This window comes from Pseudomonadota bacterium (assembly GCA_030859565.1).
Taxonomy (GTDB): Bacteria; Pseudomonadota; Gammaproteobacteria; order JACCXJ01; family JACCXJ01; genus USCg-Taylor.
In genome coordinates this window covers 1-11641 of record JALZJW010000123.1, presented here as the reverse complement: position 1 = coordinate 11641, position 11641 = coordinate 1, and the positions used below count along the sequence as shown (strand labels likewise).

General features: G+C 58.2%; 11 protein-coding genes and 3 pseudogenes. 12 read left to right on the top strand and 2 right to left on the bottom strand.

What is annotated here, in order from left to right; all coding sequences use genetic code 11:
* The 3 genes and pseudogenes from M3436_15915 to M3436_15905 all read left to right on the top strand — a co-directional run.
* Nucleotides 1-117, top strand: a 117-nt coding sequence (locus M3436_15915; protein ID MDQ3565534.1) for an HU family DNA-binding protein, incomplete at its 5' end; no start/stop codon positions are given.
* Between the two features lie 3 nt (nucleotides 118-120).
* Nucleotides 121-270, top strand: a complete 150-nt coding sequence (locus M3436_15910) for an SOS response-associated peptidase (protein ID MDQ3565533.1) — start codon at nucleotides 121-123, stop codon at nucleotides 268-270.
* 100 nt (nucleotides 271-370) lie between these two features.
* A pseudogene (locus M3436_15905) lies at nucleotides 371-1458 on the top strand (IS630 family transposase).
* Nucleotides 1459-1972: 514 nt separating this feature from the next.
* Here the strand turns inward: M3436_15905 and M3436_15900 are convergent.
* Nucleotides 1973-2296 (bottom strand): restriction endonuclease, encoded by a 324-nt coding sequence (locus M3436_15900; protein ID MDQ3565532.1) that lies wholly within the window; start codon nucleotides 2294-2296, stop codon nucleotides 1973-1975.
* Nucleotides 2297-2561: 265 nt separating this feature from the next.
* Between M3436_15900 and M3436_15895 the strand changes: the two genes are divergently transcribed.
* The 5 genes and pseudogenes from M3436_15895 to M3436_15875 all read left to right on the top strand — a co-directional run bounded on the left by M3436_15895 (nucleotide 2562) and on the right by M3436_15875 (nucleotide 8766).
* Entirely contained in the window at nucleotides 2562-5333 is a 2772-nt protein-coding gene (locus tag M3436_15895; protein MDQ3565531.1) for a sigma 54-interacting transcriptional regulator, read from the top strand.
* A 309-nt stretch (nucleotides 5334-5642) separates the two neighbouring features.
* Entirely contained in the window at nucleotides 5643-6335 is a 693-nt protein-coding gene (locus tag M3436_15890; protein MDQ3565530.1) for a type 1 glutamine amidotransferase domain-containing protein, read from the top strand.
* A gap of 172 nt (nucleotides 6336-6507) precedes the next feature.
* Nucleotides 6508-7355: pseudogene (locus M3436_15885) on the top strand (enoyl-CoA hydratase/isomerase family protein).
* Between the two features lie 152 nt (nucleotides 7356-7507).
* Nucleotides 7508-8236, top strand: a complete 729-nt coding sequence (locus M3436_15880) for an SDR family oxidoreductase (protein ID MDQ3565529.1) — start codon at nucleotides 7508-7510, stop codon at nucleotides 8234-8236.
* Nucleotides 8230-8766: a RidA family protein gene (locus M3436_15875; GenBank protein MDQ3565528.1), complete on the top strand. Its 537-nt coding sequence runs from the start codon at nucleotides 8230-8232 to the stop codon at nucleotides 8764-8766. Before M3436_15880 ends, M3436_15875 begins: the two co-directional genes overlap by 7 nt.
* A 101-nt stretch (nucleotides 8767-8867) precedes the next feature.
* On the opposite strand, the gene M3436_15870 is transcribed toward M3436_15875, so the two are convergent.
* Nucleotides 8868-9068, bottom strand: a complete 201-nt coding sequence (locus tag M3436_15870) for a hypothetical protein (GenBank protein ID MDQ3565527.1) — start codon at nucleotides 9066-9068, stop codon at nucleotides 8868-8870.
* Here M3436_15870 and M3436_15865 point away from each other — a divergent pair.
* The 4 genes and pseudogenes from M3436_15865 (at nucleotide 8976) to M3436_15850 (ending at nucleotide 11550) form a co-directional block, all read left to right on the top strand.
* Nucleotides 8976-9398 (top strand): hypothetical protein, encoded by a 423-nt coding sequence (locus tag M3436_15865; protein MDQ3565526.1) that lies wholly within the window; start codon nucleotides 8976-8978, stop codon nucleotides 9396-9398. The two genes, M3436_15870 and M3436_15865, sit on opposite strands and share 93 nt — an antisense overlap.
* Nucleotides 9386-10138 carry an SDR family oxidoreductase gene (locus M3436_15860; protein ID MDQ3565525.1) on the top strand — a complete coding sequence of 251 codons (753 nt, stop codon included), beginning with the start codon at nucleotides 9386-9388 and terminating at the stop codon, nucleotides 10136-10138. Before M3436_15865 ends, M3436_15860 begins: the two co-directional genes overlap by 13 nt.
* A gap of 498 nt (nucleotides 10139-10636) precedes the next feature.
* Nucleotides 10637-10927, top strand: a pseudogene (locus M3436_15855) (NAD-dependent epimerase/dehydratase family protein).
* A gap of 227 nt (nucleotides 10928-11154) precedes the next feature.
* Nucleotides 11155-11550 (top strand): hypothetical protein, encoded by a 396-nt coding sequence (locus M3436_15850; GenBank protein ID MDQ3565524.1) that lies wholly within the window; start codon nucleotides 11155-11157, stop codon nucleotides 11548-11550.
* The last annotated feature ends 91 nt before the right edge of the window (nucleotides 11551-11641 follow it).

The following is an 11641-nucleotide window of genomic DNA, read 5'->3' as shown; positions in this document are numbered from 1 at the left end:
AAGGCGCGGAAAGGACGCAATCCGCTAACCGGCGAGGATATTATGATCAAGGCGAAGCCTGCGCGGAAAGTCATTCGCGCGCTGCCGCTCAAGGCCTTGAAGGACGTGCTCGCTTAACCCGTGTGTGACCGCTATGCGCGCTTCTCCTCCATTAAGACCTTCGCCGAACGGTTCCATGCCCAAGGCACCTTGACGCTCACGGAGAGCTACAATGTCGCGCCCACCCAGGCCGTGCTTTTCGCACGCAACGCGGTGGATGGTCGGGCGTGATAGCGCAGTGCGTGCGACAAGCTAGTGTAGTGCTTCGTAATTGATGGAACTAAAGGCCTTGCGGTCGATCTGATCTGGGAGATCGAACGAGGAGGCCACCATGCGAACAGCCAGTGTGATCGAACTTACAGAACAACAACGGCAACAACTGCAACGATGTACGCGGTCGAGCACCGTCAGTGTGCGTCTGGCACGACGGGCACGAATAATCCTGTTGGCGGCCGAAGGTATGGACAACCACCAGACCGCAGGAGAGGTGAGCGTTGGGCGAATTCAGGTGAGTCGTTGGCGCAAGCGCTTTGCACAAAGCGGGGCTGTCGGGCATTGAAGCCGATTTGCCGCGTAGCGGCCGCAAGCCCCGCATCAACGCCGGCAAGATCGTGCGTCTGACGACTCAGAACACACCGGAGGGCGCCACACACTGGAGCACGCGCACGCTGGCGGCAAGGGTCGGGATCAGCGACAGCAGCGTGCTGCGGATTTGGCGCGCCAATGGGCTCAAGCCGCATTTGGTCGAGACCTTCAAGGTCTCGCGTGACCCGCAATTCGCCGAGAAGCTCCAAGAGATCGTCGGACTGTATTTGTCGCCACCCGAGCATGCGCTGGTGCTGTGCTGCGACGAGAAGAGTCAAGTGCAGGCCCTGGACCGTACCCAGCCTGGGTTGCCGTTGAAGAAGGGCCGTGCGGGGACGCTGACCCACGACTACAAGCGTCATGGCACCACGACCCTGTTTGCCGCACTGAACACGCTGGACGGCTCGGTCATTGCTCGCTGCGACAATCGTCACCGTCACCACGAATGGCTCACCTTCTTGCGCCAGATTGATCGGGAAACCCCCCAAGGACAACGCCCTGCACCTGATTTGCGACAGCTACGCCACCCATAAGCATCCCAAGGTCCGGGAGTGGCTTGCGAAACATCCGCGCTTCCATGTGCATTTCACCCCGACCTCGGCCTCTTGGCTCAATATGGTCGAACGATTCTTCCGCGACATCACCACCGAACGCCTGCGCCGCGGTGTATTCCGCAGCCTCCCCGAACTTATCAGCGCCATCAAGGAATATATCGCAGTGCATAACCATGACCCCAAGCCCTTCGTCTGGACCGCCAAGGCCAACGACATTCTGCAAAAGGTCATTCGCGCCAATCGCCGCTTAAGTTCCAGGAAAAACGAAGCACTACACTAGGTCAACGACCTGCCCTTGCGTGAACCGCGCGCAATCGTAGTCAGCAGAATGACCGCATGGTTGAGGTTGCCGAGCGGTAGGCCGGACTCGGAAACATTTTTTTTGCCGCTTCGTTCAGCATTCATCGCGGTCGCTGAACACCAGTCCGTATATCGGACATCTATTTATCATCTCTTGGTTGACCTCGTCGAATGCGTGCTCTTGATATCGCATCCAAAGCGTGTCAATCGATCTTCAATATTATTCCGATAAACGGACATAGGAGGTACTCATGATCCGCAAAGCGATGCTCTCGTCACTGTGCTGTACAACTGCTTCAAGATGGATGACGTTGTCACTGGAAGCGGCTTCAACAAGCTGGGTGTTGAGAAGTTGGGAGGCATCGTGACTCGCGGAGTGCTGCTCGACATTGCCGCGGTGAAGGCGTGGAGATGCTTGAAGCCGGCTCCCCATTGCGACGGACAGCGCTTTCAATTGCCATAAAGTAATCGTCCAATCCTTGAGTGGCGTAATGTTAGGGGTCGCGTATCTTGCTTTGGCTCGATACGGGATTGACATAGATAAGGCCCTTTATCTGGGCGGCCTTCACTTTCCGATCGATCATCTGGATGAAGGATAGGTGCTCTTCAAGGACCAAAACCAAGCCTTCGCCATCGACGAATACCGTGCGTAGAGCCTTTCCCCTCACCACGCTCTGGACGACGTTTTCACTGAAACCTTGGATGGAAATGAAGAGGCCTCGGCCATACATTTTTCCTTCGACTTTTCCCACGAACTGGTATACGGGCTTGTTGCTTGCGGCAGAATCGTGCCACTTTGCCTCAATGATTTTGATCAATACCTGGTTCCTGGTCCTCCGGCTTAAAGCGCTGTTGCCGCACGGGATGGTCGGTGGACCTCTGTTACCATCGCCAAGCCATTTCGGCGATGTTGATGACCGGCTCGCACTGCCCCCGGGCCTGGTTAAGACCCATTCCTCCGGCCAGTGGCGCGCTGAAAGACCGGAAGGTCCATTCGATAGGAAGCGCTTCCTGAGGCCAATACCAGAGGGATTCGGTCCAGGTTGCGGTGGTTGGCCGAGCTGACCCTTAAAGAGTACCGATATGATTTCCGGGAATCTGGCGGATTTCGAGCGCTTGTCCGAGCTTGCGCCTTACGCCTTGGTCATGTTCGAGCCTCAAGGCAGGATCGTGCTGGTCAGCGCCAAGGCTCAGGAGATCTTTGGATACCCCCGTGACGACTTGCTGAGCTTGACTGTCGACGTCCTTCTACCAGAACTCTTCCAGCGCCCACCCCGCGAGGCACGAAAAGACCACCTTGATCGGCTCCAGCCTGACATGAGCGCGAAGGATCCCGAGCGGGAACTCTACGCGAGGCGTAAGAACGGCAGTGAGATCGCTGTGGCAGTTTCGTTGGATCGGGTTGAAGTCGACGGGAACACATTTATCCTAGCCCTCATCCGGGGCGCGGCCGAGCGCCGCCGGGCAGAGGAGGACGTACTTAGCATCGCCCAGGGAGTTTCCGCTGCGGCCGGTGAAACGTTCTTTGGTTCATTGGTCGAGCATCTTGCCAGAGCCCTGCAAGCCGATCATGCCTTCATCGCCGAGCTCATAGAAAACGACCTCGAGCGGGTAAGAACCATCGCCGTATGCGCCCAGGGCAAGATTGTGGATAACTTTGAATACGATTTAACCCACGCCCCCTGCAGACAGGTGGTGTGCCAGAGTATGTGCTCATACCCGAGCGGCGTGCAGCGATTGTTTCCTGAGGATCGCTTGTTGGTAGATATGAAGGTCGAAGGGTATGTGGGAACAGCACTTCTTGATTCGAGCGGCTGTGCCCTCGGCCTGATGGTGGTGCTTTATAATCGCCCGATCGCCAATCCAAAGCTCGCCGAATCCATGCTGCAGATCTTTGCCGTACGGGCGGGAGCGGAGTTGGAACGGCGACAGGCAGAAGATCGGCTGCGCAAAAGCGAAGCGCGCTGGCGGCAGGTCTTCGAGAATTCCGCCATCGGCATTGCCCTGACCGACCTGGACGGGCATTTCCTCGCAACGAACGCGGCCTATCAGGGGATGCTGGGTTACACCGAGGAAGAGTTGCGCGCGCGCTCCTGGCTGGATGTCACACACGAGGACGACCGAAAGACCAACTGGGCCCTCTCAATGGATTTTCTGGTAAAGAAACGACAGCAGTTCCAGCACGAGAAGCGCTACCTGCGTAAGGACGGTCAGATCCTATGGGTGCGCAACGACATTTCCCGGGTCCCCGGCGGAGAGGGCACGCCCGGCTTTACCCTGGCGCTGGTCGAAGACATCACCGAGCGCAAGCGGCTACAGGGCCAATTGGATCTGGAGCGCGACCACCTGCGCCTTCTTCTGAAGGTAAACAATGCAGTGGTCTCCAACATCGAATTGAGGCCTCTGTTTGCGGCCATCACCGCGAGCCTGCGCAGGGTGATCCAGCACGAATACACGAGCCTGGCGCTCTACGATGCCGACAGCAACCAATTGCGGCTGCACGCCTTGGATTTCGCCGAGGGCAAGGGCTTGATCCAGGAGGGCATGCAAGCCCCGATCGACGATTCCCCCGCCGGCGTGGCCTTTACGGCACGCAAACCGGTCTTGGTGAATGCCGGGGATCTGAAACAGTTTCATTCCGCGTTCGTCAAGCAGTTGATTGCCGAGGGTGTTCGTTCCGTTTGTTGCCTTCCGATCATCACCCCGAGCCGCATCCTCGGCACCTTGAACCTGGCCAGTGTGCGCGACGGCAACTTCACGGAGGCAGATGCGGAGCTGCTGAGTCAGGTGGCCAACCAGATCGCCATTGCCCTTGAGAATGCCTTGGCCTTTCGCGAAATCGAAGAACTCAAGGACAAGCTCGCCAAAGAGAAGCTCTATCTCGAAGAAGAAATCCGCACCGAACACAACTTCGGTGATATCATCGGTACAAGTTCCGCTCTAAAATCCGTGCTCAAGCAGGTCGAGATCGTGGCGACGACCGATGCGACCGTCCTCATCTTCGGGGAGACCGGCACCGGCAAAGAGTTCATCGCGAGGAGCATTCACGACTTAAGCGCGCGCTCCGTCCAGCCGTTCGTGAAAGTCAACTGTGCGGCCATACCTCGGGAGCTCATCGAGAGTGAGCTCTTCGGCCACGAGAAAGGCGCCTTCACGGGCGCAATCGCGCGCCGGACCGGGCGGTTTGAGCTCGCGCACCGAGGAACGCTATTCCTCGATGAGATCGGCGAGCTCCCGTTGGAATTGCAGCCCAAGCTGTTGCGGGTCTTGCAGGAGCAGGAATTCGAACGGCTCGGTAGTGCTCAAACCGTCAAGACGGATGTGCGGCTGGTGGCGGCGACCAACCGCAATCTGGTCCAGATGGTCCAGGAGCAGAAGTTTCGTGATGACCTCTATTACCGCCTGAACGTTTTTCCCATCACCGTCCCGCCATTACGGGATCGCGCTGGGGATATCCCGCTTCTCGTGCGACACCTGGTCAACAAATTCTCTCGGCGGATGAACAGGGCAATTGAAAGCATTCCGGGGCAGGCGATGGAAGCGCTGACTGAGCATCACTGGCCGGGCAATGTGCGGGAGCTGCAGAACGTGATCGAGCGCGCCGTGATCCTGTCAACCGACGGGATGCTTCGCGTGCCGCTGCCGGAATTGACATCTACGCCTAGAGCATCCTCCGCCGCGCCCTCGGGGTTGAGAACGCTCGAAGACGTCGAGCGCGATCACATCCTACAAGCATTGCGGGAAACAGACTGGGTGATCGGCGGGCCCGAGGGGGCGGCCGAACGACTGGGCCTCAAGAGAAGCACCTTGCGCTCCCGCATGGAAAAGCTCGGCATCTCCCGCACCCAAGGGTGACGAAGTATCGCCTCACTGGCGAAATAGCGCCGCCACTGTCCCTCCACTCTCTCTATGGATTTTCTTTCACGTCCTTCGCACTCAAGCTAAGTGCTTGATCACACGCGGCTTAGCCAGATCCGTCCAGATCGGTCCGAGCTGGTACGCGAGTTGAGAAGCTGAAAGGTAAGCTGGATAGGTCACGTGGAACCGCCAGCGCAGATCCCCAGCGAAGGTATCGATCGATACCTTCGTCCAATGGATTCGTCTCCACGCTTCTGACCTAATGCAACTGTTAGCTTTCTAATGTTTGAACAAAGGAGAAACACAATGAACATTCTGATGGTAATGACGTCTCATGACACGCTTGGGAATACAGGGAGGAAGACGGGGTTCGGGCTGGAAGAATTCTGCGCCCCTTATTACACGTTCCTCGATGCGGGTGCTAGCGTTACGGTCGCTTCCCCCAAAGGCGGTGAACCGCCGCTCGATCCCAAGAGCGACACACCCGCGGGGCAGACCGACCTGACACGCCGATTCAAGAACGATCCCAAAACGCAGGCCGTACTGTCCAGCACGATGAGATTGTCCGACGTGAAGGCGCAGGACTACGATGCGATCTTTTATCCAGGCGGTCACGGGCCGATGTGGGACCTGGCTGAAGATCCGATCTCGAATGCTTTGATCGAAACTTTTTACAACGCAGGCAAACCTGTCGTCGCGATCTGTCATGCTCCAGCCGCATTGCGTCACGCAAAGTTCAACGGCGAACCGATTGTAAAGGGGAAACGCGTCACAGGCTTTACAAACACTGAAGAAGAGGCCGTTCACCTGACCAAGGTAGTTCCGTTTCTGCTCGAGGACGAACTCAAGCGTCTAGGTGGCCACTTCGAGAAGGTCGCCGATTGGCAAAGTTTCGCAATCGTCGACGGCCACTTGATCACCGGGCAGAACCCGGCGTCTTCAACAGCGGCGGCCCAGGAACTAATCAAACTGCTGGCGTCGGTTCCCGTAGGCGGATAACGAATCAGCGCCACGCGAAAGGAAATCCCGGGTACTGAGCCTTCGCCATCTCGAGGAGAACTTGGCTGCGGCGTTACTGAACCTCGACCCGGCAAAGTTGGACGAGGCTCGGACGAATCTTGCCCTGCGGGCCGAGTCGATAACCAGGGCGCTATTTCAAGAGGAGCTACACATGACCGACACAACGATGACTAAACAGATTGTGCTGACGCGACGATCGCCCGCCTATTGGCGCGTGACGTTTAATCACCCGCCCCTCAACATCTTTGGCCCGGAAACTATTCCGCAGCTCAACGAGATCATCACAGCGCTGGAAACTGACGAGCAAGTTAAGGTTGTCGTCATTGACAGCGCCGTCAATGGATTTTTCCTGACGCACTACAACTTTCTGGCGAAGCTTGAGGATTCGACGCGACTTCCCACGGGTCCGACGGGCTTGCAACAGCTTCCCGACATGCTTGTGCGGCTGAGCCGTTCTCCCGTCGTTTCGATCGTCTCCATTCGCGGGCGTGCGACCGGCGTCGGCAGCGAGCTTTCGCTTGCCAGCGATATGCGTTTCGCCAGCCGTGAGAAGGCGATCTTGTCGCAGTGGGAGGTGGGCGCAGGACTGGTGCCCGGCGGTGGCCCCATGGCCCGGCTGCCGCGCTTGATCGGACGGGGACGTGCCCTGGAAGTCCTGCTCGGAGCGGACGATATCGGAGGCGACTTAGCGGAGCTATATGGCTACGTCAATCGCTCGTTGCCTGACGCTGAACTCGACGCGTTCGTTGACGCGCTTGCTACGAGAATTTCGTCTTTCGACAAACAAGCAATCGCAGAGACGAAACGTCTGGTCAACCTGAATAGTTTGCCTACCGACGCAGAGATCGCGCCCGAGTGGGACGCGTTTATCGCTTCGCTGGGGCGCCCCCCGCGGCCCAAGCGCGAATTCGAACGCTATTTGAGCGTGGCTTTCACAAACCTGGAGATGTAGAAACCCGGCTTGGATACCACGTCGGACTGCTCGGCTTCGCTGATTAGAACCGCTCGGCGTTCAGATCGCTGCGTTAATTTTAGTTACATGAATCAGTTCTCATGTAAGGCGACAAGAGAAATTCACGTTACGCGGCCAGACTCGCGGATCACAAATTGACCCGCCGGCCTTCCGCAAATGCAATACACAGGAGTCGTATATGGCAAGCAAACAGAAGACAGTGATCGTTACGGGAGCCTCGCAAGGCATCGGCGCGGGCGTCGTCCGAGCGTTTCTGGCGCGCGGATACAACGTCGTAGGAACCTCGCGGAGCGCGACGAAATCGAAGGAGCTTTCAGCGTCCGACCACCTCGCCTTGATCGACGGTGACATAGGTCAACTTGAGACAGCCCAGAAGGTCGCGGAACTCGCGATCAAGAAGTTCGGCTCGATCGATGCTGTGGTCGCGAATGCTGGTATTTACTCAGTGAAGCCCTTCACCGACTACACGGCAGAAGACTTTCGCGCTCTCGTCTCGACCAACCTCGAAGGCTTCATTTACATCACGCAGCTTGCGGTCGAACAGATGCAGGCACAGAAGTCGGGCGGCAGCATCGTGAGCATCACCACCTCGATGGTCGAGAATCCGATTGACGGCGTTCCCGTTTCCCTTCCTATGATCACTAAAGGTGGCCTGGAAGCAGCATTGAGAAGCTTGGCTTCTGAGTACGCGAAAGAGCACATTCGATTCAACGCCGTAGCTCCGGGGATCGTCGACACCCCGCTTCACGCCGACGATCCGAAGGACTTTCTAAAAACGCTTTCGCCGATGGGCTCAATCTCCACCGTTGAGGACATTGCCAGCGCTGTCGTTTATCTGACGGAAGCTCGCCAGATCACAGGGGAGGTGCTGCACGTGGACGGCGGTGCGCACAGCGGTAAATGGTAGGGGCGGGCGACTCGCGGTCAGTCGGCGCTGAAAAGCGATTGAAGGAGCTTGGAATTGACTTGCCGACACCGCCTACGCCCTTCGGCGCTTACGTGGAAACGGTGCAATCCGGACGACTGCTTTTTCTCAGCGGGATGTTGCCCGTGGTGAATCACAAGCCCAAATACGTAGGTCGACTTGGAAAAGAACTCGACGCAGAGTCTGGGCGCGATGCGGTTTATGCGGCAAGTATGAGTGCACTCTCTGCAGCGCGAGCTCATCTGGGCACGCTCGATAAAGTCACGAGGGTCGTCCGATTGGGAATCTACCTGGCAACGTCTGGAGATGTTTTCGATCAGCCGAAGGTCGCCGATGCCGCTTCCGAGCTCTTCGAAAGCATCTTTGGGAAAGAGAAGACCTCAGTCCGCATGGTGCTCGGTGTCGCAAGCTTACCGCTAGGCATGCCAGTCAAACTTGAGGTGATCCTGGAGTGGCAGAGTAACGAGACGGCAGAGGAACCCCTCTGCCGCCTTCATTACACAAGAGGTTAATCATGGCAACGCAATTCGAGTCTACATCCTGGACCAGGACAAGTCTCACAACCCGGCTTGGTATCGAGTACCCGATCATTCAAGGGCCGTTGGGAGGTTTGTCATCGCAACAGGACTTGGTGAGGATGCATGGACAGTTCCCGGTTTTGGGGTTGACATTTGCGGATCAGGAGGTCACGATGAAAATCGCACTGTTCGGGGCGGGCGGCATGATCGGCCGCCGTATCGCTGAAGAAGCGCTTGCGCGCGGGCACCGGGTCACAGCAATAGCGCGCGACCCCGCCAAGCTCGATCTGCGGCACGAAAGGCTCGCCGCGGCACGGGAGACGTGCTCGCTCCTGCGAGCATTGCGGGCGTGGGGTCGCGGGCCACGATGCGGTGATCAGCGCCATCGGGCCAAGCCAGGAGGGTGGCGATCCGCAAATGGTCGTCGCCGCGGCCAGGGCGCTCATCGAAGGCCTGCGCCGCAGCGGCGTGCGCTGGTGCTGCAGGGCGGCGGCACTTTGGGGTGTGGAGGATCTTCTCGACGTGCTGGAGCAAAGAAGACGTCGGCTGTCGGAACGGATCGCTCGGTTCGGCATGTCTTCTCCTGTCCCGAAAACTGTGAAGAGGAAACTTCATGTGCGCGCTGAACGATAAGGTTATCATTGTCACTGGCGGAAGCTCTGGCATTGGCCGGGCCGCGGCACTGAGCTTTGCGAAGCAAGGCGCAAAGGTAATCATCACCGCGCGCCGCGCGGTGCCCCTCGAAGAGACGGCCGCCGATCACCCCAATATTGCTGGCCTGGTCGCGGATGCGGCCGCGCCTGACGATGCTGTGCGTACCATTGCGAAGGCGGTCGACACATGGGGCCACCTGGATGTGCTGGTGAACAATGCCGGCGCGGGTGCCATCCTCCCGCTGGCCGACGCCACGGCCGATCGGATCATGAAGATCTTTGCCGTGAACGTGCTTGGCCCGAGCCTGCTCGCCGCGGCGGCGCTTCCCTATTTAGCGGTGGCGAAGGGAACGATCATCAATGTATCGAGCGCGTTCGGTCACAAGCCGGTGGCCGGACTCTCCCATTACGCCGCTAGCAAGGCGGCATTGGAGCACCTGACTCGCTGCTGGGCGCTGGAACTCGCTCCTCATGGCGTGCGTGTTAACGCCATCGCAGCGGGGCCGACTGAATCGGGCGCGTTGACAGGAATGATGGGGCTCTCACCGGAACAGGCTGCGGCCATCAAGGAGCAGGAGCGCGAGCGAATACCGCTCAAGCGGCGCGGTAATCCGGGTGATGTGGCCCGATGGATCGTGTCGCTCGCCGATCCGGCTTCCGAATGGATGACGGGACAGGTGATCGCCGTCGATGGCGGCCTGGGGCTCGCATAACCGCATTGCGCCTCGCTTGCTCGGCCCCCCCACTGCTACGATGCGAACTCCCTTTCTGATCGCCAAGATCCTCGCGCATCTCGGCTTGCCCATCCGTGCACCGCCCCGATTACCGGCTCAGGTCTTCGACCTGTTCCAAATGGCCTAATCCCCAACCGATAACGCCTCCCATCCGGTTCAGCTCCCCGAGCCGACAATCCCCCTTGGCATCCACTCTCACCAGACCTCAACACGTGGCGCCTCGGGCCAAGGAATCGACCGAATATATCTCCATTCTTCACCACCGACTCGCGTGATTGACATGCCACAGCTTCAGCAGTACTTTCCCTTTCGAGAAAAAAGGGCGTTTAAAATCTTTAAAATCCTTATTCCCTATTCCCCGAGTTCCGCGGTAATACCAAGGAATATTGTCCAAGGCCTGCATAGCTTAATGCAACATATGTTTAGACACACTGGCCCCCCAACTTGCGGGCGACAAATTGAGAGGTATGCCATGAAATCGTTGTAATTGGTGGCACCGGGCTCATCGGAACAAAGCTCGTGAACCAAACTTCGTCAGAGCGGCCATGAGGTAGTGGCGGCGTCGCCCGCCTCGGGCGTCAACACCATCACTGGTGAGGGGCTGGCTGAAGCGCTTGCAGGTGCGCAGGTTGTCGTCGACGTGGCGAACTCGCCGTCGTTCGAGGACAAGGCAGTTTTGGAATTCTTCGAGACTCGGGTCGTAACCTTCTTGCCGCGGAAGCGGCCGCTGGCGTGGGACATCACGTTGCGCTGTCGGTTGTCGGCAGCTTCTACGAAATGCCTGGCGATCATCATGCCGTCAGCGCAAACGCGAGTGAGACCGAATCCGCGCGCCTGCTGGCTCCGTGTTCGTCGTCAATACCGACGAGAAGAACCTGACGACGCCTGACAAGAAATGAAATCAGTAACTCGCCGCTGATGTTTGGTCGGTCGTGATCTGTTGCTCACATGCTGTTCCAACGGGAGTGGAGCGGGGCGACACTGGAGGGTGAAAGATGGATGCAGCCTACTTCTCGGCCGTGGCGGCACTGGCCGGCTCCGCGATCGGCGCACTCGCATCAGTTGCGACAACTTGGGTGACGCAGTTTTCGCAGGCGCGGGCGATGCAGCGCATGCAGGATCGCGCCCGTCGCGAAGCGCTCTACAGTGAATTCATACGTGAGGCATCCAAGCTTTTTGCCGATGCGTTTGAACATGAGCTCGATGATCCGGCCAAGCTCGTTCAGCTCTACGTGATCGTTAACACGATCCGCCTCTTCGGCCAGCCGCGGATCCTCGAGGAAGCGGAGCGGGTCATGAACCAGATCGGCGCTGCCTACTTTGCGCCGAACAAGGAGCTCCGGTTGTTCGCCGATATAACTAAGGAACCTCTGCAAAAGTCCACGATCTGATCGGTAGGTTGACCGCACAGAGCCGAGGACGACAATGAGCAAACAGATGACACTGGGCACGGGTTTCGAGAAGTACAGCAAGACGACGCGT

What these genes read in the sequence shown, in the direction of transcription:
- M3436_15895 (MDQ3565531.1), top strand. Translation starts at nt 2,562, where the DNA reads ATGATTTCCGGGAATCTGGCGGATTTCGAGCGCTTGTCCGAGCTTGCG.
- M3436_15890 (MDQ3565530.1), top strand. Translation starts at nt 5,643, where the DNA reads ATGAACATTCTGATGGTAATGACGTCTCATGACACGCTTGGGAATACA.
- M3436_15880 (MDQ3565529.1), top strand. Translation starts at nt 7,508, where the DNA reads ATGGCAAGCAAACAGAAGACAGTGATCGTTACGGGAGCCTCGCAAGGC.
- M3436_15875 (MDQ3565528.1), top strand. Translation starts at nt 8,230, where the DNA reads ATGGTAGGGGCGGGCGACTCGCGGTCAGTCGGCGCTGAAAAGCGATTG.
- M3436_15865 (MDQ3565526.1), top strand. Translation starts at nt 8,976, where the DNA reads ATGATCGGCCGCCGTATCGCTGAAGAAGCGCTTGCGCGCGGGCACCGG.
- M3436_15860 (MDQ3565525.1), top strand. Translation starts at nt 9,386, where the DNA reads ATGTGCGCGCTGAACGATAAGGTTATCATTGTCACTGGCGGAAGCTCT.
- M3436_15850 (MDQ3565524.1), top strand. Translation starts at nt 11,155, where the DNA reads ATGGATGCAGCCTACTTCTCGGCCGTGGCGGCACTGGCCGGCTCCGCG.